This is a genomic window from Paenibacillus sp. JSM ZJ436, from assembly GCF_044383795.1.
Taxonomy (GTDB): Bacteria; Bacillota; Bacilli; order Paenibacillales; family Paenibacillaceae; genus Paenibacillus_AQ; species Paenibacillus_AQ algicola.
On sequence record NZ_JBISEO010000003.1, the window covers coordinates 204,396 to 229,243 of the forward strand.

The 24,848-nt window shown below is 50.7% G+C and carries 19 protein-coding genes; 15 read left to right on the forward strand and 4 right to left on the reverse strand.

What is annotated here, in order from left to right; translation table 11 throughout:
- Window positions 1-9 precede the first annotated feature (9 nt).
- Window positions 10-1,440 (reverse strand): SpoVR family protein, encoded by a 1,431-nt coding sequence (locus ACH6EH_RS05155; protein ID WP_397331400.1) that lies wholly within the window; start codon window positions 1,438-1,440, stop codon window positions 10-12.
- Between the two features lie 174 nt (window positions 1,441-1,614).
- Here ACH6EH_RS05155 and ACH6EH_RS05160 point away from each other — a divergent pair, with 174 nt between their 5' ends.
- From ACH6EH_RS05160 to ACH6EH_RS05190, 7 genes are all read left to right on the forward strand, one after another.
- The gene (locus ACH6EH_RS05160; protein ID WP_233281027.1) at window positions 1,615-2,697 is read left to right on the forward strand and encodes a Fe(3+) ABC transporter substrate-binding protein; all 1,083 of its coding nucleotides are present in this window, start codon (window positions 1,615-1,617) and stop codon (window positions 2,695-2,697) included.
- Between the two features lie 99 nt (window positions 2,698-2,796).
- On the forward strand, window positions 2,797-4,347 hold the full coding sequence (locus ACH6EH_RS05165; protein WP_397331401.1) for an ABC transporter permease: 1,551 nt from the start codon (window positions 2,797-2,799) through the stop codon (window positions 4,345-4,347).
- Window positions 4,344-5,003: an ABC transporter ATP-binding protein gene (locus ACH6EH_RS05170; RefSeq protein ID WP_397331402.1), complete on the forward strand. Its 660-nt coding sequence runs from the start codon at window positions 4,344-4,346 to the stop codon at window positions 5,001-5,003. Before ACH6EH_RS05165 ends, ACH6EH_RS05170 begins: the two co-directional genes overlap by 4 nt.
- A gap of 175 nt (window positions 5,004-5,178) precedes the next feature.
- Window positions 5,179-6,570, forward strand: coding sequence for an extracellular solute-binding protein (locus ACH6EH_RS05175; protein WP_397331403.1), 1,392 nt, complete (start codon window positions 5,179-5,181; stop codon window positions 6,568-6,570).
- Window positions 6,571-7,401: 831 nt separating this feature from the next.
- The gene (locus ACH6EH_RS05180) at window positions 7,402-11,970 is read left to right on the forward strand and encodes an S-layer homology domain-containing protein (protein ID WP_397331404.1); all 4,569 of its coding nucleotides are present in this window, start codon (window positions 7,402-7,404) and stop codon (window positions 11,968-11,970) included.
- A gap of 70 nt (window positions 11,971-12,040) precedes the next feature.
- Window positions 12,041-12,241, forward strand: coding sequence for a hypothetical protein (locus tag ACH6EH_RS05185; RefSeq protein ID WP_397331405.1), 201 nt, complete (start codon window positions 12,041-12,043; stop codon window positions 12,239-12,241).
- A 344-nt stretch (window positions 12,242-12,585) separates the two neighbouring features.
- Window positions 12,586-14,385: a S9 family peptidase gene (locus ACH6EH_RS05190; RefSeq protein WP_397331406.1), complete on the forward strand. Its 1,800-nt coding sequence runs from the start codon at window positions 12,586-12,588 to the stop codon at window positions 14,383-14,385.
- 67 nt (window positions 14,386-14,452) lie between these two features.
- Here the strand turns inward: ACH6EH_RS05190 and ACH6EH_RS05195 are convergent, their stop codons facing one another.
- Window positions 14,453-15,406 (reverse strand): cation diffusion facilitator family transporter, encoded by a 954-nt coding sequence (locus ACH6EH_RS05195; protein WP_397331549.1) that lies wholly within the window; start codon window positions 15,404-15,406, stop codon window positions 14,453-14,455.
- 202 nt (window positions 15,407-15,608) lie between these two features.
- Between ACH6EH_RS05195 and ACH6EH_RS05200 the strand changes: the two genes are divergently transcribed.
- From ACH6EH_RS05200 to ACH6EH_RS05235, 8 genes are all read left to right on the forward strand, one after another.
- A complete protein-coding gene (locus ACH6EH_RS05200) occupies window positions 15,609-15,785 on the forward strand; it encodes a GapA-binding peptide SR1P (RefSeq protein WP_233281025.1) in 177 nt (58 codons plus the stop codon).
- A gap of 197 nt (window positions 15,786-15,982) precedes the next feature.
- The gene (locus ACH6EH_RS05205) at window positions 15,983-16,159 is read left to right on the forward strand and encodes a GapA-binding peptide SR1P (RefSeq protein WP_397331407.1); all 177 of its coding nucleotides are present in this window, start codon (window positions 15,983-15,985) and stop codon (window positions 16,157-16,159) included.
- 234 nt (window positions 16,160-16,393) lie between these two features.
- Complete coding sequence (locus ACH6EH_RS05210) at window positions 16,394-17,011, forward strand: helix-turn-helix transcriptional regulator (RefSeq protein ID WP_138226568.1); 618 nt, start codon at window positions 16,394-16,396, stop codon at window positions 17,009-17,011.
- 13 nt (window positions 17,012-17,024) lie between these two features.
- Window positions 17,025-17,855, forward strand: a complete 831-nt coding sequence (locus ACH6EH_RS05215; protein WP_397331408.1) for a pyruvate, water dikinase regulatory protein — start codon at window positions 17,025-17,027, stop codon at window positions 17,853-17,855.
- A gap of 24 nt (window positions 17,856-17,879) precedes the next feature.
- Window positions 17,880-18,857: a class II fructose-bisphosphatase gene (gene glpX, locus ACH6EH_RS05220; protein ID WP_397331409.1), complete on the forward strand. Its 978-nt coding sequence runs from the start codon at window positions 17,880-17,882 to the stop codon at window positions 18,855-18,857.
- Between the two features lie 285 nt (window positions 18,858-19,142).
- Complete coding sequence (locus ACH6EH_RS05225; protein ID WP_138226565.1) at window positions 19,143-19,817, forward strand: Na-translocating system protein MpsC family protein; 675 nt, start codon at window positions 19,143-19,145, stop codon at window positions 19,815-19,817.
- A 137-nt stretch (window positions 19,818-19,954) separates the two neighbouring features.
- A complete protein-coding gene (locus ACH6EH_RS05230; RefSeq protein ID WP_138226564.1) occupies window positions 19,955-20,344 on the forward strand; it encodes a response regulator in 390 nt (129 codons plus the stop codon).
- 241 nt (window positions 20,345-20,585) lie between these two features.
- Window positions 20,586-22,865, forward strand: coding sequence for a PAS domain S-box protein (locus ACH6EH_RS05235; protein ID WP_397331410.1), 2,280 nt, complete (start codon window positions 20,586-20,588; stop codon window positions 22,863-22,865).
- Window positions 22,866-22,921: 56 nt separating this feature from the next.
- Here ACH6EH_RS05235 and ACH6EH_RS05240 read toward each other — a convergent pair whose 3' ends face one another.
- Both ACH6EH_RS05240 and ACH6EH_RS05245 read right to left on the reverse strand, forming a co-directional pair.
- A complete protein-coding gene (locus tag ACH6EH_RS05240) occupies window positions 22,922-23,776 on the reverse strand; it encodes a DegV family protein (RefSeq protein WP_397331411.1) in 855 nt (284 codons plus the stop codon).
- 152 nt (window positions 23,777-23,928) lie between these two features.
- A complete protein-coding gene (locus tag ACH6EH_RS05245) occupies window positions 23,929-24,846 on the reverse strand; it encodes a J domain-containing protein (protein ID WP_397331412.1) in 918 nt (305 codons plus the stop codon).
- Window positions 24,847-24,848: the final 2 nt, after the last annotated feature.

A 24,848-nucleotide genomic window follows, 5' to 3' on the forward strand; every position in this document is an offset into this window, starting at 1 on the left:
CGTATGGATTTATAGAAATTTGCGGCTTACCTTTTTGCCATCGTATACCATGAGCAGCGGCTTCTCCTCGACCACCGTTTCCAGGTAAACGGTCTTTCCCCACAGCTGATATACATAGGGCAGTGTACGCTCTACATACTTCAAATCCAGCTCCTGTCCTTCGAACTGATGCAGCAGGTACAGCTCGCCATGGCCGAGGTAGTCTCCGTTCTTGACGACAAGGTAAGGAAAGCCGCCGTTAACGCGGGCGTAAACGAGCTGATCCCGGATGTTCTCCCAGGATTTATCGGTAATTTTCCACTCCGGGCCCTTTTTCTCAAACACATACAGATCCAGCTCCTTAACCAGATCCTTCGTCAAATAATTGCGGATGAAGGAGATATCGGCATCATTTTCGCGGACCTCGAACATCTTTTCCCTGCCGCTGCCGGGAACCCGGCCGAACCGTTCCCTTTCCTCCGGGGAGGGATGATCCCACCGCTTCTCAATATCCTCGAATATTTTCAGGCCCAGATAATACGGATTCAACGTATGCTTGGAAGGCTGGACGACGGAGGCATTCAGCTTGGCATATTCCACGGTTTCCTCCGCGGTCAGATCCAGCTCCCGCATGATTCGCTGGTGGAAGAAGCTGGCCCAGCCTTCATTCATAATCTTGGTTTCAATTTGTGCCCAGAAATAGAGCATTTCATCGCGCAGCATGGTCAGAATATCCCGCTGCCACGGCTCGAGAATGGATGAATACTCCTCAATAAACCATAGAAGATCCTTTTCCGGCCGGGGAGGGAATATCGGTGGCGCTTTTTTCTTCTCCGGCTCCTTGGAGTTCTCCAGCGACCACAGGTCGTCATAGGGTGAAGCGGCGGCAGCCTTTCCTTTAGAAGAGGCGCGCTGATGCATGGAAGAAACATAATCCTCCTTCGACATCCGGTAAGGCTTCACGATGGAAGGATCGACATGCTCCTGGATGGCGAGCACGGCATCAATAAACTGCTCCACGACCAAGGCTCCGTGCTGCTTCTCGTAGTCACTGATTCGTTCTGCAGTCGCGGTCATGCTCTCGACCATATTGCGATTGGTCTTGGAGAAGCGGGCATTGTTCTTGAAGAAATCGCAATGGGCCAGCACGTGCGCCACAATGAGCTTGTTCTGAACGAGGGAGTTGCTGTCCAGCAGAAACGCATAGCAGGGGTTGGAATTGATAACAAGCTCGTAAATTTTACTTAGGCCCAGGTCGTACTGGAGCTTCATTTTGTTAAACGTCTTTCCAAAGCTCCAATGAGAAAAGCGGGTAGGCATACCATAAGCTCCGAACGTATAAATAATGTCCGACGGACAAATCTCATAGCGCATGGGATAGAAATCCAGGCCAAGGCTTGCGGCGACCTCGGTAATTTCGGCAATAGCATACTCCAGCTTTTTCAGGTCCGTGGATGGCATTTTGTGTTCCTCCATTTCTTCGCAGGGCTATTGATATGTATATTCCGCCGCCGCCGGGAATAGTAGAAGAAGCCGCATAAGTAATGCTTGACAGGTTAAACGTAATGAATTATGATTCATTTCGGGTAGCAAGTGATAATGATAATCATTTACATAAAAAAGGGAGTGTCGAGATTGAAATTTCGGAAGTTTGTAGCGCCTATGGTAAGTATTGTGATGGCAGCAGGCCTGCTGGCAGGCTGCGGTGCTGAGAAAGAAGCAGAGGAGAGCACCGGAGGCGCAGCCGGCACGGCTGCGGAAACCGAGAAAGTGGTTCATGTTTACTCCTCCCGCAGCTATGATGTAGACAAGCTATTGTTCGAGAAGTTTAAAGAAGAAACCGGCATTGAGGTCAAGGTGATTGACGGCAAGGCGGAGGAATTAATTGAAAGATTGAAGCGCGAAGGTGAAAATACACAGGCAGATGTGTTCATGACCGTTGACGGCGGTGTGCTGAACACGGCCAAGCAGGCGGACATCCTGCAGCCAATTACGTCTGAAACCGTAAATCAGCAGGTGCCTCAAGAGCTGCGCGACCCTGAGAATCAATGGGTTGGCTTGTCCAGCCGTGCCCGTGTCATCGTCTATTCCAAGGATCGGGTGAAGCCGGAGCAGTTGTCCACTTATGAAGATCTCGCAGGTCCCGACTGGAAGGGAAAAGTGCTGGTTCGTCCATCCTCTAACCTGTACAATCAATCGCTGCTGGCTTCCTTTATCGAGCTGAACGGTGCGGAGCAGGCAGAGCAATGGTCCCAAGGTCTGGTGGCGAATATGGCCCGCACGCCGGAAGGCAATGACCGCGATCAGGCCAAAGCCGTTGTAGCAGGCGTTGGCGATGTAGCGATTATGAACACGTATTATATCGGCTTGCTGCTGAACTCTGCAGATCCGGAAGAAGTGAAGGTTGGGAATCAGGTTGGCGTATTCTTCCCGAACCAGGAGACGACCGGAACCCATATCAACGTCAGCGGTGCAGCCCTGACCAAGCATGCCAAGAACAAGGATTATGGAGTTCAGCTGATTGAATTCTTGACAGGTAAGGAAGCTCAAGGTATGATCTCGAAAGAGAATTACGAATTCCCAGTGAACCCGGAAGCTGAAGTTCCGGAGCTTCTCAAATCCTGGGGCAGCTTCAAGACTCAGGTGATTGAGCTTGGCAAGCTGGGTGAGCGTAACGCTGAAGCTGTAGAAATCATGAATAAGACAGGTTGGAAATAATACATGCTTTTTAGACAGATACGTTCGTATTTTATAAATAAGCTAAACGGCTGGTGGCTCATCAGCATGTTGGGGGCGGCAGTGATACTGCTGCCTATTTTGTTTGTATTTCTATCGATCTTTGAACCACCGAGTGAGCATTGGGCCCATATTAAGCAATACTTGATTAAGGATTACATGCTGGAGACGCTGATTCTGACTGGAATAACAGCGGTTACAACGATGCTGCTGGGCGTATCGCTGGCGTGGTTTGTGACCGTGTTTGATTTTCCGGGAAGATCCATTCTGCGCTGGGCGCTGGTGCTGCCTCTGGCGGTTCCGCCCTATATCGGGGCTTATACGTACAGTACGATGTTCAGCTACACCGGAGTGGTACAGGTTACGCTGCGGGATTTCGGACTTGAGCCCTCTCAGGAGTGGATCAGCCTGACCTCTATGCGCGGCGCCGTCGTCGTATTCACCTTATTTCTGTATCCCTATGTGTATCTCGTAACGCGAGCCTTTCTGGAGAGGCAAAGTGCGGCCTTTATTGAGAATGCAAGACTGCTGGGAAGAGGCAGCCTGTCGATTTTTTTTCGTGTCGTCATGCCGATTAGCCGCCCGGCGATTGTTGGGGGGGTGAGTCTGGTCGTCTTTGAAGTGCTTAGCGACTACGGGGTTACCCAGTACTTTGGACTTCAGACCGTTACAACGGCCATCTTCAAAACCTGGTTCGGGATGTATGATGTGAATTCAGCCATGAGGCTTGCCGCCTGGCTGATGGTCGTTCTGGCCGGCATATTCCTGCTGGAGCGCCTGCTGCGCCGCAGCCGCCGATTCAGCTCCAGCACCAGCAAGTCTAAACCGCTGCAGCCAGCGAAGCTGAGCCGGGTCAAGGGAATGGGTATTCTGCTATACGGGGCTGCTGTACTGGCGGCAGCGTTTGCTGTACCGATCGTGCAGCTTTCTGTCTGGGCAGGCTGGACGTTCCGGGATGTGTGGAATGATCAGTTCATGTATTATGTAGGAAGAACCTTATATACAGCGGCTGCCGCAACAGCCATCATCATGATATTGTCGCTTGTGGTCGGCAATGCCACCCGCTCACGGACCTGGGGGGCTGCACTGCTGTCCCGGCTGGTTATTGCCGGCTACTCTATTCCCGGTGCTATTATCGCAATCGGTGTGCTGGGCGTCTTCCTCCGTCTCGACCAGGCTTATATCAAGCTGCATGCTGCATTGGGAGGAACAGGAACCCCTGTGATCCTGAGTCTGACAGCCGGGATGCTTATCTTCGGGTATGTGGTCCGATTTATGGCGACAGGCTATAATGCCGTGGAGGTTGGCTTCGAGAAGACAGGCACGCGCTATACGGAAGCCTCACGATTGCTTGGCAGAAGCAGACTGGCGACCTTTTGGAGGATCGAGCTTCCTTTGATTCGAGGAGCTGTCCTCAGCGGCTGCATACTGACCTTTGTTGAAATCTGCAAGGAGCTGCCGCTGGCGCTGCTGCTGCGTCCGTTTGATTTTGAAACGTTATCTACGAAGACGTATCAATATGCCAATAATGAGCAGATTCATGAGGCCTCGGTGCCGGCACTGCTTATTATTAGCATCAGCTTTATCTCGGTATATGTACTTCACAATCTGGATAAGAGGTGGGAAGCATGAGTATTGTTGAGATTGAGCAGCTGACCTTCAGCTATGCTCGAGCGATAAAGCCGGTCATTCAGGAGCTGAGCCTGGCGGTGGAGCAGGGAGAAATCGTCGGCATCGTCGGCAGCAGCGGGAATGGAAAAAGCACGCTGCTGCGCCTGATCGCCGGCCTGGAGGCGCCGGACTCCGGCGTCATTCGGATCAACGGGGTTCAGGTGAATGGCGCTCACACCTTTGTACAGCCGGAGCACCGCGGGGTCGGCATGGTCAGTCAGGACTACGCCTTGTTTCCGCATATGAATGTAAGAAGCAATATCGCTTTTGGACTGCATAAGCAATCCCGCAAAGAACGGGCACAGCGGGTCGCCGAGCTCCTGGAGCTGATCCGGATGGAGGGCTTTGAGGATCGTTATCCCCATGAGCTGAGCGGCGGACAGCAGCAGCGGGTTGCACTGGCACGCACGATGGCCCCGCGGCCGAATGTGGTGCTTATGGATGAGCCGTTCAGCAGCCTGGATGCAGAGCTGAAGCACTCCATTCGGCGGGAGCTGCGGGACATCGTCAAAGCAGCCCAGATGACTTGCCTGTTTGTTACGCATGACCAGGCCGATGTGGAAGCGATGAGCGACCGCTACATCCGCTTGTGCAAGCCGCAGCTGGTAACTTTGTAACAGGTGATGCAGTCTTTTTTTCAAATATAGGATACGAGTTGGATACAAGCTCTCCAGGACTATGCGCTGGGGGGCTTTTGGCTTAGAAGAAATAGACGGGAACATTTTGGATATGGTATGCTTTACGAATATTGTCGAGGACAGGAAAAGTCAGTAAAAAGGAGCAATAGAATCCATGACAGGCAAGAAACCACAGCGAAGCACATTTCATAAACGGCTGGATCATATGATCGCCACGCTGAGAAATCAGATCGTAAGCGGTAATTATGCTCCGGGAGAGATGCTGCCGTCGATCGCCGAGCTTGGAGAGCAGTATGGACTGAGCAAGAATTCGGTCCGCAAGGGGCTGGAGCTGCTAAGCGAGGAAGAGCTGATTATGAAGCTGCCCAAGGTAGGAGCGCGGGTGCTGCACCCCGTCCCGGAGCGCCAGATCAAGATCAAGCTTGGCTGCTATAAGAATATAGCCAAGGAAGCGAAACTGGATGCTCTGCTGCAGGCTTTTCACGCTAAATATCCCCAGATTGAGGTGCAGAGCTTTCTTCTGCCGTATGATCCCTATCATACGACAGTGAAGGAGTTCATGGACAATGATTGGCTGGATGTCATGACGATGAATTACAGTGACTTCAAGCTGTTCAGCACAGACACCGAGTCGGAGTATCTGGAGGAGCTGGATTCCTTCCCGGGAACCTATAAATTTCTCTCAAAACTATTCACCTATAATGAACGGCTGCTGGCCGTTCCATGGATTTTCTCGCCGGTCATCCTGGCTTATAATCAATCTCATTTTACACAAAGCGGACTGACAGAGCCGAACAGCAGCTGGACCTGGGAGGATCTGAAAGCAGCGGCTGCCAAGCTGGCTGCCGATCATGGCGGCTTCGGATTCTATTATCATATGCCGTCGAGCAACCGATGGCCGATCATGCTGCTGCAGAACGGATTTGTAAACGGTGCGGAGAACGCAGAGACAGAGAAGGCGAAGTTCATAGCCAGCATTGAGCAGTGCCGGGACCTGATTGTTAACCAGAGCTACTCACCGCTTCATTTCTCCGAGAGCAATGCCGATGTGGAAGAGCTGTTTGCAAGAGGCAAAGCCTCCATGATTCTGTGTACCTATTACAGCCTCAATAAAATGCAATCGGCCGACGTCGATTATGACATTGCGCCGATCCCGAGAAGGGACACTCCCGCAACACTGCTGCTGACCACCGGGCTCGCGGTCAATGCAAGATCCAGGCACAAGCATGCAGCCAAGCTGCTGGTGGACTTTCTCCTCTCCGAGGAGGCGCAGCTCATGATCCGCAGGCAAACACTCTCGATTCCGAGTTTGGAGCGGGCTGCAGAATGGAAGGGCGTGGATGAGCTTCATCGGCCTTCCCGGTTTCATATGTATCGTGAAATTATCCCCACTTTCAAGCTGATGACAGATCTGGGTCTGCATCACCGCGATATTATTGCTATTCGGCGGGAGCTAATGCTATTCTGGGCCGGCATGGAGGAGGCGGAGGCCGTGTGGGAGCGGGTTCAGCGACTGCTGGAGTTGAGAAACCCGGTGAATAAATAGTTCAATTTATCCAAAAGAAAATAATAGTGTAGCTCCCTAACAGCACAGGCGAATGAGATAAGCCTGCTCCTCTGGAGGCCACTGAAGAACTACCATAATTAAGTTTCAAAAGACTTTAATATAAAAAAAGGGGCACCGAGCTCGCAATAAAAGCGATGATATGCTCCCCTTTGGTGTAGATCAGGTTGTCTTTCTCCGAATACGCGTGTCGCCCATCAGGGTTTTACAGTTACGCCAGCCGCGACGCTTTTTTGTCTTTAGGCACGATCAGGTCATACAAGGACGTGTACGGGCTGAATGAAAACGAAGGTTGATTCTGGAACAGAGGGCTTCCATTCTATCTTAACGGTTTTGCAGTAGATGACGAAGGAGCGATCGGAAGCCCCCTCTTCCTGCAGCGACCACGCCTTCGTTGGCGGATACACCATCTTTTGCGTTAACCTTATTTAACAACAAAAAAAGGTACTGCTCCCTTAATTATTTCGGGTGCAGTACCTTCTTCGATTTAGTCAGGACTTTTTCAGCGGCCCCCTCCGCTGCGGGAGCTTTTTTGTATGCCGAAATTGAAATACCAGAAGAGTCTATGCTCTGGTGCAAATATTTATGGTCATATTTTGGTCATTGTAAATACATTACATCAAGGTTGTGCAATCAAAAAACGGCTGTTATGATCATCATATGATCCAGTTGAGGGGACTGCAGCTCTCACGTACATACCTGGATCTGGGGATCCGGCGGTGCCTAAAGGCAGTCAGCACGGTCTAAGGATCTACCTTTGTAAGCGGATTCAAAGCTGGTGAACCCAAATACGAAGCGAGGAGATGAAGGAAGATGACGTTGCACAGAGCACTCCGCAGAAGCATGGCTGTCTTACTGACGGTCGCATTGACTCTGACTATGGTTCCATGGAACATGCCGGACAAGCAGGTGTATGGAGATTCCAGTCCACAGCTGCTTCCAGTGGGCTTGGAGAATGGAGACTTTGAGGGCGAGCCGAACGATAAAGGGCTTCCGATGGATTGGAGATATTGGATCAGCGGGGTTTCAGCTGGCGTTACGGTCAGTGATTCCGTGTATGCCACGGGGAATCAAAGCATTCATTTTGACGTTGATCAGCAGAATGTAGGTGTTGAAAGTAAGGCATTTGCTGTTCAAGAGGGCGAGATTCTGAATGTTACAGCCAGTGTATATGCAGAGCAGTTCAGCACGACGGGATCAGATGGCGGTATCGATATGTGGGTTCGCTATTTCAACTCCGATGTCATTACCAATGCCAACCGAATTCAGTACCAGGACGTCAAATTTAAAATTCCGGCAGCCGAGGTTGTTCAGGGGCAATGGGTGCAGCTAGGCGGAGATACACCGCCGGTTCCGGAAGGGGCGCAGTACGCGATTGTGTTCCTGTACTCGCATCGGGACAATACGTTCAAAGGCTATTACGATCATGTTCAGGCGTATAGATACCAGGTGAGCGCGGAGGAAACTACACCTCCCAATGCCGGGTTCGAGCAGCCGGTGAATGACGGTGTCATCCCGGGCTGGACAACGAGCCCGAATCCATTGAAGGCAAATACGATGGTAGAGGTGAGTCAGGTACAGGCAGCCAGTGGCAGCCACAGCCTTAGAATTACCGATGATAACAGTGAATCTGCGGTCTTGGTTTACAGTGACTATATGGATGTCGAGGCGGGCAAGTCATACGGGGCTTCTACCAATCTGTACATTGCCGAGGGCTCTGGGCGAATCTATATTAAATATTACGATGCATCAAACGATGAGGTCGGCTCCATGTCTCAGGGCGCAGAGGCCCCTGTACAATCCTGGAACCGGGTTACCGTTGAAGGCAAAGCCCCTGCCGGAGCGGTAAAAGCACGCATTTTGCTATATTCGGGATACAGCACGATTGATGTTGATGCTTATTATGATGACGTCACCTTTGAGGAAGTGACCGTGCTTACGATGACCACCGAGTTTGGTGAGCCTGTCTCTTTGGGAGATGCAACGGTAGTCGCAAAGACGAACGGCGGGGCGATCGGTAACGGTGAAATTTATTTTGGTGCGAGTGGCTCCCCCGCGCAGTTCTACGCACTTGACGCTATAACGGGGGATGTGAAATTCACAGCGGAGATTCCGTCTACTGACGTGATCTGGGCCGTTACGGTAGGGTCGGACGGAAACCCTTATGTTGCGGGGACGCAGTCCGGTATTATGTATCGTTATAATCGAGTGACGCAGGAGCTGGAAAGCCTGGGTGAAAATCCGTCGAACAAATGGATCTGGGATCTGGACGCCAGCGCAGACGGTAAAATTTACGGCTCCACGTATCCGGATTCCAAAGCATTCGAGTATGACATTTCGACCGGACAGTATAGTGACTACGGCACCTTGTATCCGGGACAAGAGTATGTGCGCGGCTCCGGTGTGACGGACAAATATTTCTATGCCGGCATTACGACAGAGGGCCATCTTATCCGGATTGACCGCCAAACCGGTGACAGGATCGAGATCAATACACCGATTACCGGAATCCGGGCAGGGATCTCCAGCATTGAGGTATATGATCAGAAGCTGTACCTCACTCATGGCACCTCTCTGCTCATTATGAATGAAGATGAGAACAATTATGACGCTGGCGGAGAGACCATTACCTATACTACAGTTAAACGTCTTCTTTACGAGGATCCGGAGGCATCCGATGGCAAAATCTCACCGCCATCTCCTCACAACAGTGACCTGATGTATTATCGCAATCAGCATACGTCTGAGTTGTGGACCTATAACCGGGCCACTAATGAAGCGGCAGCGGTCACGCCTCAAGTGATTCTGCCAGACAAGCGATTGATGGCGATGGATTGGGTGGAGCTGACCGAGGGTCCGAATGCAGGACGCAAGGTGCTGTCCATGCTTTCCAATGAAGTGGACCTGGCTATATTCGACCCTGTAAGCCATACGCTGGAAACGAACGTTCCGGATGTAGCGAAGAGCGGGATTGAGATCAATTCCTTCGAGCTGGGACCGGATAACAAGTTCTATATGGGCGGGTATCAGGGTGCTATGAGCATCTATGATACGAATAAAGGCTATTTTGAAAGACAAGAGAAGGAGCCGCATCAGATCTCCAGCACGGGCTTCCTGAATAACAAGGTGTATTTCGGACTCTACGGAGGGGCCAAGATCTGGCGCTATGATCTATCTCAGCCGTACAATCTGGGGGTAAACCCTGGCTTCTATCACGATATACCGGCAATGCAGAGCCGGACGATGACCTTTACAAGCGGAGATGACCGCCTGTTTATCGGCTTCGTGGCGGATTACGGACAGCTTGGAGGAGCACTGACGGTATACCACGAGCCAACCGATGAATGGAATACGTATCAGAATGTCATTCAGAATCAGAGCATTATTGGTCTTGCGTATCATAACGGGAAGCTGTATGGAGGCTCTTCCATCTGGGGCGGGCTTGGTATTGATCCAAGTGAAACCTCCGCAAAAATGTTTGAATGGGACGCGGCCACAGCGAGCAAAACAGCGGAGTTTATCCCGAATGTGCCTGGCTTTGAGCCTAAAATGATCGGAGAGCTCAGCATCGGTCCGGACGGCAATCTGTACGGGATCATGTGGGGCACGTCCTTGGAGTCGGAAAATTCCTCAGCCCTGTTTGTGATGGATCCGGAAAATAAGGATATCCTGCGTTACCGGATCTTAACGACCGGACAGAAGGCGAGCAACTGGCGTCCGTTCTTCCTGTACTGGGCTCCGGATGGTCTGCTGTATACAACCATTGGCAGACAGCTGATGGTGTTTGATCCGCAGACGCTGGCTTACAACAAGCTGATTACGCCGGATGTGCATGTGATGGCTTTGGGTCCGGACGGCAGCGTGTATTACAAAAAAGGCTCCGAGCTAATGAAGCTTCCGGTGCGGATGACCGGAGCATCGCTCAGCGCTGAATCGACTTCCGTTCCGGTAGGACAGTCTACGGAGCTGCCGGTCACCTTACAGCTGATGAACGGCCTTAATGGTAACTCCGATGGAACGGACATTACGTACCAGATTAGTGATGCTTCGATCGCTTCAATAGAAGACGGTGTGTTGACCGGTTTGAAGGAGGGCACGGTTACGATTTCTGCGTCTGTGCTCCAGGATACCGCTGCTGCTACTACGAACACGGTTGAAATTACGGTCACCGCAGCGGAGGAGCCGGCTCCTCCGGGGTCACCGAATCCTCCTGTAACGCCAAATCCGGCATCGCCTGCACCTGTAAGTCCGCAGACTCCGCAACCCCCGGTTAGAGAAGGGGAGCAGAGCTTTGGCTCTGCGGAGCTGCAGAAAAAGGATGCTGATCAAGGAGGCGTATCCATCTCTCTCAAGCAAGGAATGGATGCAGCAGTCTTGCCATATCAGGCCGATGAATGGCTGGATGGGAGTCATCTTCAAGTCCAATCGGAACATGGAACGTTACATGTACCCTTTTCTACATTTCAAGAGCTGAAGAAACTGTATCCGTCGGTAACAGACGCACAGATGATTGTCTCTTTGCAAGAGCCTGATGAGGAAGCACCGCGAACAGACAGTGACGTCTTAAAGGCAGGCTCTGAAGTATTGGAGGTTCATATGTACCTTCGGAGCTCAGCGGGAGAGGAGCTGCATATGAATACCTTTAGCGAACCGCTGAGACTGGAAATGCCGTACCTGAGTACTCAGGTAGATGAGGAATTGATCGGTATGTATAGGTATAACGATTCAAGCAGCACCTGGGTGTTTGTCGGTGGCGAGATCATGGAGGGACGCAGTGAGGCAGCGGCAGAGCTGGATCGTCCGGGAACCTACGCGATTCTTGAATATAACAAAACCTTCGAGGATGTGCCAGAGACGCATTGGGCTCACAGGACTCTGCAAATCTTGTCCGCCAAGCATATTGTAGAGGGCATGACCGAGGAGAGATTCGTTCCCCGGGCAGTAACAACGCGAGCAGAATTTACCGCGCTGCTGGTCAGAGCCTTGGGACTGGCTACGTCTGCAGGGGATACAGACTTTACAGACGTGCCGGACAATGCCTGGTATGCAGATGACATTGCGGCCGCAGTACAGGCAGGGCTGGTGCAAGGGATAACCGACAGCAGCTTTGCACCTTCTGAGCCGGTTACTCGGGAGCAAATCGCGGTATTGCTGGTAAGAGCCTATGAGTGGCTGTCTAATGAGGAAATGGCAGGGGGGAATCTCCTTTCTAACTATATGGACAGCACTCAGGTGTCACCTTGGGCTGGGGAGGACGTGAACAAAGCGATCTTATTGGGCCTGATGTCCGGACGGGGAGAATCCGTCTTCGATCCGGCATCGGCAGCCAATCGGGCAGAAACCGCTCAGTCGGTTCTGAACCTGCTAAAGCGCATGAAATAAACCCGGCAGAGCCCAAACCCAGTCAAGCACTCCCGCATACTGTGTATCAGCCTACTTTGACAAGGAGTGTTTGAAATGGGAATGTTCTCACCCTTTAGCCTGCCAGGGTTTCCGCCTGGACCGCAAGGACCCGGATTTGGACCTGGGCCCGGACCTGGACCTGGAGGACCCTTCGGTCCTCCAGGATTTGGACCCGGCCCCGGAGCACCTGGCCAGCCGCCAACAGCGCCGCCGCCAGCCGCTGTACCGCAGCAGTCTTCACCTTCGCTGATGGCGGTCGATCCGGGCGGGATCCGCGGCTGTCTTTACCGGAATACTTATATCTGGTTGAATAACGGCGAAAGCTTCTGGTATTACCCTACGTTTGTAGGCCGGAATTCAGCTGCCGGCTTCCGCTGGTCAGGCCGCTTCTGGTATTATTTCGGGATTGATTTACGCAGGATCAGCTCATATTCTTGTTTCTATTAATCTATCGGTTAATAGACAGAGAGATATTGATCAAGGAGGCTCCGGTGCATGACTGCCGGAGTTTTTTTGATTGTAAAAGGAATCTCAGTGGCTTATAATAATGAAAAACTTGTACAAAAAAAGTTGAACTTTTAAGGGGGTTTATAGATGCTGCAGTTTCCCAAGCCTGACGTGGAGCAGTTCTTCCAGACTTATATTATTCGCCATTTCGGTTTAAGCAGGGATGAGAGGCGATTGCTGTTCAGCAGTAATCTGAACGGAGCATTCAATCTTTGGGCGATGGACCTGGATGGAGGAGGCTCCTATCCGTATCCGCTTACATATAATGATCAGCAATGCCAATTTATGAAAGCCGATCCGCTGGAAAGGCATATTCTAACTTCATTTGACCGAGACGGCGATGAAAATTACCAGCTGTATGCCCTGCCTTGGAATGGTGGTGAGCCCCTGCCGTTGTTTGATGATGTGTCACCGGAGGATAAGCATTATTTCGCTCATCTCTCGGAGGACGGGACAAGGCTGTACTACAATACGTCGAAAGACAATCCATCCTGCCTGAACACTCGCAGATATCACCTGGATACGGGTCATGATGAGCTGCTGCTGGAAGGGAAGGATGTCACTACAGAGCTATCGGCTGTAAGCCCGGATGAAAGCAGCCTGGTATATACCCAATCCTATGCGAACACTTATTATGTCAGCTACTTGCTAAAGGATGGGCAGAGCACCTGCCTGACTCCGGACCCAGAGCAGGTGCATATGTCCGGGGATGCGATTTACCTTGACCATGAACGCTTGGTGTTTGTGACAGATTATAATGCAGAATATGCTTATGTTGCGGAATATAGCATACAGAAGGAGCAATTCCGTCCTCTGGTTCAGCTGGAGCGGGAGGCTGTCAGCCGAATAAAGTATGACAAGGGCTCCGGTATGCTGTACATTCTAACCGACAAGGGTGTTGAGGATCGGCTCTACAGCTATCAACTCCGTACCGGCAGGCTTGCTGCTATAGCACTTCCTGGAGATATCGTGGACCAGATCGTCGCGGCGCGCTCCGGTGCATTGTACGTGCTTGCGAGAGGTGCAGCAAAGCCTCATAATATTTATCGTTATCAAGATGAAGCCTGGACTATGCTGACCAAAAATGTTATTACCGGTCTGACGGATCATGAGCTCTCCTCTCCGGAAACCGTCACCTATTCTTCTTTTGATGGCATGCAAATCGAAGCCTTGCTCTACCGGGCGAAGGAAGAGAATAAGAATGGCAGAACAATTTTCTGGCCGCACGGGGGACCGCAGGCTGCAGAGCGGAAGCAGTTTCGTGCCATGTTTCAATATCTTTTAGCGAGAGGGTATCATATTTTCTGCCCTAATTTCCGCGGCAGCACCGGGTATGGCAGCTCCTTCGTCAAGCTGGTTGAGCAGGATTGGGGCGAAGGTCCTCGGAAGGATTGCCTTGCTGGAATGGAGTGGCTGTTTGAACAGGGGATCTCCGAACGGGAGAAGCTCTTTGTTATGGGAGGCAGCTATGGAGGATACATGACACTGCTGCTTGCCGGGCGCAATCCGGAATATTTTCGGGCTGCCGTGGATATCGTGGGCGTAAGCAATCTATTGACCTTCTATAATTCTGTACCGGAGCACTGGAAGCCGATGATGGAACGCTGGCTCGGGAATCCTGAACGTGACCGGGAACGATTTATCAAGGATTCCCCGATCACTTATTTGGATCAGATGACAAATCCTTTGCTCATTATCCAGGGTGCAAATGATCCCCGGGTCGTGAAGGAGGAGTCGGATCAGATCGTGGAAGCGCTGCGCGAGAAGGGGAGAGATGTAGAATACCTCGTCTTTGACGACGAAGGCCACGGCATTGCAAAAAAAGATAACGAAAAAATAGCATACGCCAGAATCGCAGATTTTCTCGACCGGCACAGCATCTCTTAACCTTGGTATACCATCAAAACAGGCTGTCTCCTCCTGCCCGCTTGGGCAAGGGAGACAGCCTGTTTTATTACTCCAGATCATATTTGGGATTCCACATACGGACTCCGTCGTCCTCCAGAATGCCCAGCACAACATCTGATACGTCATGATCTGACGTTAATTTTGCGGCGATGCGAGTCTTGGTTTGTGTGGCTTCACTCAGGGTCATGCCGGATCTCAGCTCAATATAAGCTTCCACATGATAGGTGCGGCCTTCCTGAATAATGTGCAGACGGCGAATGTCGGTCACATCCGGATTTCTAAGAATCAGACTCGATATTTTCTCCTCCACATCCCGGGGCGCCGACACACCAATCAATCCGACCATATTATCATAGCCTACCTTAAACGCAACGCCGATCATCAGGAAGCCGATAAGTATGGTGGCGACGCCGTCCAAAAGGCTGAAGCTGAAGAATTCCGCAAATACGATCGCAACAAGAGCGAATAAGGCGCCTGATGTAGCAACAATATCTTCATAAAACACTAGTCGGGTGGGAGGCGCTGCTCGGCCGACATTCCGGAAAGCAGACCGCACCAGACCGCCTTCAGTGAGATCGGCCTTGGTTTCCTTCACGATTTCCTTCATCGCTTTCAACAAAATGGAGCCGTCAATGACGACTGCAACAAGTAGTACGATCAGATTCAGTAAAAAATTGCTTGATTCTTCCGGGTATTGCAGCAGCTTGAAGCCCTTTAGAATCGTTTCATAAGCCATCACTGTAACGACGATAACAGCGACCATGCACACGAGGTTAATGACCCTTCCGAATCCTCCGGGAAATTTCTTCGTCGGTTTTTTCTCAGCGAGCACGCTTCCGACAAAGACGAAGCCCTGATTCACCGCGTCTGCGATGGAATGCATGGCAGACGCGAACATCGTTCCGTTGCCGCTAATCCCGGCGGCAATCGCTTTGATAATAGCCAGGCAGGTGTTGCCTAGTGCAGCAATGCCTGATGAGGTGTTGCCCTGTTTAATCATTTGACCAAGCTGGCTCAAGGTGATTCCTCCAATATATGTATTTTAGATGTCATGCTCCATTATACTTCAGGATTATGGCTTCCGTTGCATAATAAATCACGCATAACATCTTTTACACCAAAATACAATAAGGTAAGCAAACCAAGAACAGTCCCGGAGCATGAGCCTTGCCGGCTGTCCATCGGGAGCAGGGAGGAAACTTATGAAAACGCTCGCAGGCATGGGTGCACCACAGCGACAAAATGAGTGCAGTAAGGATTGGGGGCTGGTCATTTGTACCCGCTGTGGAGAAATGATCGATACGCTGCCGACAGATGGGGTAAAGATCTTTCACAGCTATTGCGGACGGGATGAGTGCAGGAAACATAGTTCAACATAAAGGCTTCAAGCTTCCAAATACAGCTCAATGAGATGGAATGACCGTATGGCTGATAGAGCCGTGCGGTTTTTTTACGGTCCCGATGATTATGCCGGGAAAAAATAGGTTAAAATATGTTGCATAATAAATATATATGACGTATTATATAATTAAATCAACAAACAGGATGATTAATTCAAATTTGAGGAGGAGCAATCATGAAAACAATGCTTAACGAGGGTACTGGGTCGCTGCAAGGGCAGCACAATCAGGATTTAGGGTTAGTGATCTGCTCCAAATGCGGAGAAATGGTGGATACCTTACCGACAAATGGAGTGAAAATCATCCACGGACTGTGCCAATCTCCGTCCTGCAGTCCTCAAACCGAGGCGTAATCAAGTCTCTGATAAAAAAGATGTATCAGGATGATTAATAATTTTCAGCTTTCAATATATTGCACATTCCTTATATATGACGTAATATATCGTTAATTATGAAATATGAAATGCATATTGATGACTGTAAGGCGCAGCTGCATTTCACGTGTTGAATGTTGAGGTCCGGTCCGGCTCATGGAGCCAGAGGGTCGGGTGCAGGAGGGATAGGACATCGAACTGACAGCGAGGCAAATGGAAATTGTGAATGTTGTGAAGAAGCATGCTCCCATTACAGGAGAGCAGATTGCAGAAATGCTCAATGTCAGCCGCGCGACGCTGCGAACGGATTTATCCAAGCTGGTTATTCTAGATTATATTGATGCGAAGCCGAAGGTCGGATATTTTCTCGGCAACCGGGGAGCGGCAGAGCGGGAGCAGAAGCTGAGCCTGCTGAAGATGAAGGTCGGAGACCTGCACAGTGTTCCCATTATTATTCGGGAGACGACAACGATACAGGAAGCGGTTGTGTCCCTGTTCCTTGAAAATGTAGGCAACCTGATCGTGACGGACGCGGAGGGTCATCTCGCCGGGATTGTCTCCCGGAAGGATCTGCTCAAGGTTACTCTGGGTAATCCATCCGCCTCGTCCATGCCGGTCAGTCTCATTATGACGCGCAGGGCGAATGTGACCACGGTTGAGCCGGAGGACACCGTACTGGATGCGGCCCGCAAGATTATTGCCCAGCAAATTGATAGCCTTCCCGTGGTTGTCAAATCCGAAAGTGACAATCCGGATGCCTGGAAAGTAGTGGGCCGGATCACCAAGACGAATATCATAAAAATGTTGCTCGACATGGTTTCAGAAGAGTAGTGGGAGGAATGGGATGTATCAGTCACCGGCTCATTTTATTGCAATATGCTCGGACTCCATCGGAGAGACGGCAGAAGCCGTCGTTCAGGCGGCGCTAAGGCAGTTTGAACTGAAGGGTGCCGAGATCAAGCGTTATATGAATGTGCGTGAAGAGGATGAAATTGTTCAGCTGATGAATGAAGTTTCCGCCAGAAATGGCGTTGTAGCTTATACGCTCGTGCAGCCGGAGCTGCGCGAGGTCATTCGGGAGGAAGCGGTGCGGCTGAATGTCAGAGCTGTCGATATTATGGGACCGATGGTTCAGGCCATTGCCGATACCTTCAATGATTACCCGAAACGGATGCCAGGATTGCTGCACCGGCTGGATGAAGGCTATTTCCGCCGGGTGGAAGCGATGGAATTTGCGGTTCAATATGATGACGGCAAGGATGTTGGGGCTATTTTGAAAGCAGATGTTATCTTGCTTGGAGTTTCCCGCATTTCCAAGACCCCTTTGTCCATGTTTCTGGCTCATAAAGGCTACAAGACCGTGAACTATCCCGTTGTACCAGAGCTGTCCACCCCTTCACAGCTGAAGGAGGTTAGCCCTGGCAAGATCTTCGGACTGACGATGGATGCGCGGCATCTGCTCAAGATCCGCACCGAACGGCTCAAGGTCATGGGGCTACCCAATGAGGTACAGTATACGGCGCTGGAGCGTATTCAGGAAGAGCTTCAATATGCGCATAATTTGTTTCAGCAGCTGAATTGTCCGGTCATTGACGTTACTGATAAAGCTATTGAGGAAACCGCAGGACTCATTATTCAATCATTATCGCAAGAAGGAAGCACGCCGAGCATATAAACAATTCTCCGGGAGGGATTTACGATGGAAAGTCCATTGGCATTGGATCTGGTAAGAGTGGCAGAGGAGGCGGCGCTGGCTTCAGCCCGCTGGACAGGCAGAGGGGACAAGAACAGCGCAGATGGCGCTGCAACGGCAGCCATGAGAACTCACTTTGACAAAGTGGTGATGGATGGGACCGTGGTAATTGGTGAGGGAGAAATGGATGAAGCCCCGATGCTGTTTATCGGAGAGCGGATCGGCAGCGGGAAAGGGCCGCAGATGGACATTGCGGTCGATCCTTTGGAAGGCACCGAGACGGTAGCTAACGGACTGAATAATGCGATATCGGTGATCGCCGCCGCGCCTAAAGGCAGCCTGCTTCATGCACCGGATATCTACATGCATAAGCTGGCGGTAGGACCTGCGCTGGCGGGTAAGCTCAGCCTGGAGGACCCGATCGAGGTGACGCTCGCCAAGGCATCCCAGATCTTGAACAGATCTCTTGCAGACATTACCGTGTCCATCCTGGACCGGGAACGCCATCAGGAGATGATTGCCGCGCTGCGTCAATCCGGTGTGAGAATCAAGCTCTTGAGTCATGGAGATGTCATGGGAGCTATCGAAACCTGCACAGACAGCGGAGTAGATCTGTATGTGGGATCTGGCGGAGCTCCGGAAGGAGTACTCGCAGCGGCAGCGTTAAGCTGTCTGGGAGGAGAGATTCAAGGAAAGCTAATTCCGGAAACAACGGAAGATCACATTCGCTGCCGGAGTATGGGGCTTCAGGATCCGAGACAGCTGCTTGGCATGGAGGATATGGTTGGCGGAAGCGGGGTACTGTTTACGGCAACCGGCGTGACCTCTGGAGACTTCTTGCCTGGTGTCAAGTTTCTGCCGGGCGGACGCGCGGAAACGCATTCTGTGATGATGTACTCTCGTACCCGGACCGTTCGCTACATCCGGAGCGTGCACACGCTGGAGTCATTGAACAGCCCGCTCTATGCTGCCGTTTCGTTCTAGCATCGTTAAGAAGGCTGCTGTCTGTGGATCATTCTGCAGGGAGCAGCCTTTTTGTGATGAGGTTTTGGCCGATGATTGGAATTCACATCCACAACCTAAAAAAGCCCGTAGCATGTGAGAATTCGTATCTCAAAGCAAGGGTTATCCAGATCTGGAAGATTTCATTTTGAAGGAATCCAAAATATTTGGCATTATACCAAATCATTTGGTTGTATTATAGTTTAAAAGCGTTACAATAGATAAGAGAAGCTGTTTATATGTATTCTGTTTGGTAGGAGTGAAATTTTGGTTACCCAGTCCCTAATAAACCAGATTGCCAGCTACACGGGGAAGCTGCTCAGAGACCGCTTTGGTAAAGGTCCTGAATCTGTGCATGTTTCCATCGGAGATGGCTGCATATCGCTGCACATCCGCAATTTTATCGGTCCCGTGGAGAAGTTCCTGCTCAGTAAGGAGGAAGAACAGGCATTTCGCTACACGCGAGAGCTCTTAATGAAATCTCTTCTACCTGAATTAACGCAATATCTGAAGAATGAAACAGGTATTGATGTAAAAGAGATGTATTACGACTGGGGCCTTCAAAATGCAACCGGAATTATTGTGGGTTTGTTTGAAAGCTCATCTCTAACCGAGTACACCTATGACGAGCAAGCCGAGGTTCACGAGCAAGTCGCAATCCTGACAGCAAGGGTGCAGAAGCTGCCGGAACGAATCCGTTCCTGGTGGGTTAATCCCAAGACATTGATTATCGTCCGTGAAGGCATTCTGATTCTGCTGGAGAAGGAGCTGCTGGAGCTCGGGTACGGGAACGTCCTGAGAACGACCAAGCGCAAGCTGGAGAAGAGAATGTTCGGTCAGGATATTCAGGTGAGCGAAATACTCGGGAAAGAACTATCGGATGTTTATGTGGATTGGGATTTTGACAAGGATAAAGGTATTGCGGCTTACGTTTTTAACTAACCTATTTAGATAACATAGAAAAATATTTGGTGGTAATGAATCGGACATGTACCGTACCATGAGCCGGACACAAGCCAAAAAAGGGCCTGACTGTGGTTTCTTTTTGGTTTTTTTGTGTTTAGGAGGAGGGTGAAGATTTGACACGAAGCGTGCTGTGTGTGGAGGATAACCGGCTGAACATGCAAGTGATGCGCCACGTTATCAAGAGGCTGCACGGGGTCATACTTCGAGAAGCAGTAACGGCGGAGCAGGGCATCGAGATCGCTCAGTCAGAGAGGATCGATTTGATTATCATGGATATCCAGCTGCCGGGAATGGACGGGTTTGAAGCGCTGGAGCGTCTGAAGGAGCATGAGAAGACTCGGGACATTCCGGTCATTGCTTTAAGCTCGTTTGCGGAGGCAAGAGACATTGAACGAGGGCTTGAAGCCGGCTTTGTAGAGTACGTAACCAAGCCGATTCGTGCAGTCCAGTTTATGAAGCTTTTGGAGGAACTGCTAGGCGTGAAGGAAGCCGGATTGAGCTAACCTGTGAATGAATTAATTCTGCATGATATAGAAGTAGATATGGCGATACCGGGAGAATGCTCTTGGGATCGCCTTTATGTATTTGGGGGGATTGCTTCACTCTAAAGGAGTCAATGCTTTAGATGGAGGCATTCAAAACAAATTTGAGGTTTTATTACGCATTTATGCCGTATTTAGATATCATCTGACAAGAAATGTGGTATATTCTCTGTGGTACTACTTCTGAGAGGATGAGGCTGCTTTGATTCAAAATAATCAAGTACTGGAGCAATTGATTTCTGAGGGCAGTGCTTACCGTTCACTATATATGAATCATCCCGATGCGATCTATATTATGGATACGAAGGGCGCTTATCTGGATGCGAATCCGTCCACGGAAAAGCTCACGGGATATTCAAGAGAAGAGTTTCTTCAATCATCTCCGAAGGACTTTCTCGCCGAGACGGCCCAGGATCACCGATCCAGTAAGATGAGGGAAGCATTGAAGGGGTCTCCACAAGATTATGAGACCGTGTTTAAACATAGAGACGGCAGCATCCGCAATGTGCATGTCACTTATGTACCGATTATCGTCCAGCAGGAAACGATCGGGGTTTATGGCATTGCCCGGGATGTGACCGAGGAGAAGCGAGCGCAGCTCCGACTGTGGGAAAGCGAGAACAAGTTAAAGATTATTGCGGAGCATTCCATGGATTTTATATCCCTGCATGAACCGAGCGCAGAGGCCAGATATACATATGCTTCACCCGCTTCGTTAAAGCTGCTTGGATATGAGCCGGAGGAGCTGATCGGCACTAGTGCGTATGAATTACAGCATCCGGATGACCGGATTCTGGTGGTGCAGTATTTGCAAAAGATTCTGGATCGGGATGGAATGTATACGGTTTCCTATCGTCTCAAACATAAGGATGGTCACTATGTGTGGGTGGAGAGCACGGGAAGATTTTTTTATGACCAGGCAGGTCAGGTGATGCAGATTGTAGCAGTGTCAAGGGATATCACCGAACAGCGGGAGGCCCGGTTAAAACTGGAGGAAAGTGAACAGCGATATAAATCCCTGGTGGAGTTTAATCCTTCCAGCGTATATTCCTTTGATCTGGATGGGAATTATCAGACTGCGAACAAGCAGTTGGAGGCTTTAACAGGCTATACCCATGCGGAGTTGGTATCTATGAGCTTTCACAAGCAGATCAAGGAAAGTGACTTGGCGCACACTCTTGCACATTTTAACCTAGCGAGAGAAGGGCATCCCCAATACTATGAATGCACCATTATCCGTAAAGATGGAGAAGAGCGCCGGATCCATGTCACGAACGTTCCCATTATCATCAACGGCAATATTGTTGGGGTCTACGGAATTGCGATGGATATTACAGAGCGGATTCACTATTTAAGGCAGTTAGAGGAGCTGAGCAGCCGTCACAGTCTTATTTTGAATTCAGTTATGGAGGGAATTTACGGTCTCGACAATGATGGTCAAGCGATCTTCGTCAATCCTGCCGGTGCCCGGATGCTCGGCTTTACGCCGGAGGAGTTCATGGGGTCAGCTCAGCACGATGTCATCCATCATACCCGGGCCGATGGTCTCCATCATGATATTGGGGAATGTCCAATTCATCAGACACTGAGAGACGGGCTGCCGCGGATCATTCATGAGGATGTATTCTGGCGTAAGGACGGCTCAAGCTTCCTCGTTAGCTATCATACCAATCCGATTTATGATCAGGGTGAACTGAAGGGTGCGGTTGTCGTGTTCAACGACATCACCACCGAGCGGGAGATTCTGAAGGCGAAGGAATCGGCCGAGCAGACGGCACGGGCCAAATCGGAGTTTATGGCGGTGATGAGCCATGAAATCCGTACCCCGATGAACGGAATGATCGGCATGGCAGATCTGTTAGTGGACAGCGGCTTGACGGAGGAGCAGCAGCAGTATGCAGAGGTGCTGAAGAGCAGCTCGGAATCGCTGCTGAGCATTTTGAATGATATTTTGGACTTCAGCAAGATTGAGGCTGGCAAAATGCAACTGGCCCCATCCGTATTTGAATTGAGTCCACTCGTTCACGACGTCGTCAGTCTGTTTCATAGTCAGGCAAGCGATAAGGGATTGGCGCTGGATATGGCGATGAAAGAAAATGTTCCTCAGATCATTCATGCAGATGCTCAACGGGTGAAGCAAATCCTCGTCAATCTGGTCGGGAATGCGGTAAAGTTTACAGAACAAGGAAGAATCAGTATTCATGTAGAGACGGTTTCTTATCAAAAGGACGACGTTGCGATCCTCAAATTTACAGTATCCGACACCGGAGTAGGGGTTCCCGAGGAGAAGCTGGATGAGCTCTTTAAATCCTTCTCCCAGCTGCATCCGGTCATGAACCGCAAATATGGAGGCACCGGTCTGGGCCTGGCCATCTGCAAGCAGTTGGTGGAATTGATGGGCGGATCTATCTTTGTGGACAGTAAGGAAGGGGAGGGCAGCACCTTTGAGTTTCTGCTGCCGGTTGAAACTGTAGAAGCATAACGAAGAGAGCAGCCTGTGAAGATCATCTTCACAGGCTGCTCTTATAATATCGGGCTTTAAATTTTCTTAGTATACATCAAGCCGACGGTCTGCGGTCCACAGTGGCTGCTGATGACGCAGCCTGCGGTGGATAAGACTACCTGACGCGCGCCAGTCTTCTCTTGGAGAGCCTGCTGGAGGAATTTCGCCTCAGACTCTGCCATTGTATGTACGACAATGATCAAATCATTATCCATGTCCCCGGCTTTGGCCAGAGCATTCGCGAGCATTTGCTCTAGAGCCTTTTCCTTCTTGCCTCTCACCTTATAGGCCGGTGTCATGACGCCGTCATCGACCTTAATCACCGGTCTGATCTTGAGCAGGCTTCCAATGAGGTTCTGCATGCCGGAGCAGCGTCCGCCCTTGTACAGATATTCCAGCGTATCAATAACAAATTCACATTCTACCTGGTTAATCGTGCTTGTCAGCATGTCCACAATCTGCGGCATGTCGGAGCCATTCTTCACAGCCTGCACAGCTTTCATGACCAATAGCCCAATTCCGCAGGAAAGATTGCGGGAGTCAATGACGGTGACCTGACCGGCTGGCAGCTCTTCAGCCGCTACCAATGCATTCTGGTAGGTGGAGGACAGCTCCGAGGAAAGGCTGATATACAGAATCTGATCTCCTTGCTCAATATAAGGAGTGAACGCAGCCATAAAATCTGAAGGAGACGGGGCTGCGGTCTTCGGGAGTGCGCCCGTCTGATCCACCTTGGCGTACAGCTCAATAGGGGTAATGTCGACGCCATCCCGCAAGGAATCCTCCCCGAAAACTACATATAAAGGTACTATGCCAATCTGATGCTCACTAATCCATTCCGGCGGCAGATCACAGGTGCTGTCGGCGAATATTTTAATTTGTCCAGACATAGATAATCTCCTCTTTATTAGCGCTCTGAAATTCATTCTTTATATTATATCAAGATCACGCTGTCATGCCTAGATAAAAACAGAGGCTGTCCTCTATGAGTAAATAAGAATCTACTACTATTGGGACAGCCCCCGGGAGGGCGCGCAGTCGGCTATTGACTTGGCACAGCTTCCAGGTAGGCCTGGATAAAGGTGAAGGCTTTCTGTTCATTCTCTGCGACAGGGCTGATGCCGGCATACATTTCATTCTTGGCTACGGGCAGCCCCTCTACCAGCGAGCTGTCTGTAATGTTGACCGCATACACCCTTTCCGCAGGATCTTCATCCAGCTGGCCTTTAATGTGCAGTCCGGGATCAGCGATGTCCTTCCAGTCCTGATTGATCTTCTCATCCAGCGGCTGGAATATTCCCTGATTGCCAACCCACTCATAGGAATTCTGATCTACGATATACAGATCAGGGCGCTCGGAGCTGATCATGAGCAGCGCTTTCTGCAGCAGCGCGGCGTCGGATGGGTTAGAGGAATTCAGTGGCGGAACGTAGGTCATATTGACCTCCACCCGCTTCCATTCTGGGAACTGCTCCAGAATGGCCTGCTCCAGCGGCTCGGTCTCTGTGCCGCCGTCCGGCATCATATACGTGCCGAGCAGCATGATGGAAAGATCGACTGGAGGCAGCTGGGCGAGACGCTCCTGCTCCGCGCGGTAGTTCAAAATGCTGATTACAATGTAAATGGCAAGCCCGAGCAAAGCTAAGGCGCCCAGCACATGATAGCGGTAGTAACGGAAGAAGTGCTCGGTTTTCTCAGCCGGGCCGGCGAGACCTCTGAACTTGCCGTATTTCTGGCGGCTGATTTCTTCCAGTGATTTGCGATCGTCTTCCTCGGTAATATATCGGTAGGCCCGGGTCGCTTCCGAGAACCTGGCTTCTACCGCCTCGGCTTTCTCCGGGCTTCTGCGCTGCTCGGAACGGGCCTGGCGCATGAGAAGGGTATAGCGCTCTTCGACTTCCTCCCGGCTAGCGGTTTCCGGAAGGCCAAGCTTCTCATAGGCTTCTTTCATCTGATCCATAA

Excerpts from the sequence above, each read along its gene's own strand:
- ACH6EH_RS05155 (WP_397331400.1), bottom strand. The coding sequence starts at position 1,440 with ATGCCATCCACGGACCTGAAAAAGCTGGAGTATGCTATTGCCGAAATT.
- ACH6EH_RS05170 (WP_397331402.1), top strand. The coding sequence starts at position 4,344 with ATGAGTATTGTTGAGATTGAGCAGCTGACCTTCAGCTATGCTCGAGCG.
- ACH6EH_RS05175 (WP_397331403.1), top strand. The coding sequence starts at position 5,179 with ATGACAGGCAAGAAACCACAGCGAAGCACATTTCATAAACGGCTGGAT.
- ACH6EH_RS05180 (WP_397331404.1), top strand. The coding sequence starts at position 7,402 with ATGACGTTGCACAGAGCACTCCGCAGAAGCATGGCTGTCTTACTGACG.
- ACH6EH_RS05190 (WP_397331406.1), top strand. The coding sequence starts at position 12,586 with ATGCTGCAGTTTCCCAAGCCTGACGTGGAGCAGTTCTTCCAGACTTAT.
- ACH6EH_RS05195 (WP_397331549.1), bottom strand. The coding sequence starts at position 15,406 with ATGATTAAACAGGGCAACACCTCATCAGGCATTGCTGCACTAGGCAAC.
- ACH6EH_RS05200 (WP_233281025.1), top strand. The coding sequence starts at position 15,609 with ATGAAAACGCTCGCAGGCATGGGTGCACCACAGCGACAAAATGAGTGC.
- ACH6EH_RS05205 (WP_397331407.1), top strand. The coding sequence starts at position 15,983 with ATGAAAACAATGCTTAACGAGGGTACTGGGTCGCTGCAAGGGCAGCAC.
- ACH6EH_RS05210 (WP_138226568.1), top strand. The coding sequence starts at position 16,394 with ATGGAAATTGTGAATGTTGTGAAGAAGCATGCTCCCATTACAGGAGAG.
- ACH6EH_RS05215 (WP_397331408.1), top strand. The coding sequence starts at position 17,025 with ATGTATCAGTCACCGGCTCATTTTATTGCAATATGCTCGGACTCCATC.
- glpX (WP_397331409.1), top strand. The coding sequence starts at position 17,880 with ATGGAAAGTCCATTGGCATTGGATCTGGTAAGAGTGGCAGAGGAGGCG.
- ACH6EH_RS05240 (WP_397331411.1), bottom strand. The coding sequence starts at position 23,776 with ATGTCTGGACAAATTAAAATATTCGCCGACAGCACCTGTGATCTGCCG.
- ACH6EH_RS05245 (WP_397331412.1), bottom strand. The coding sequence starts at position 24,846 with ATGGATCAGATGAAAGAAGCCTATGAGAAGCTTGGCCTTCCGGAAACC.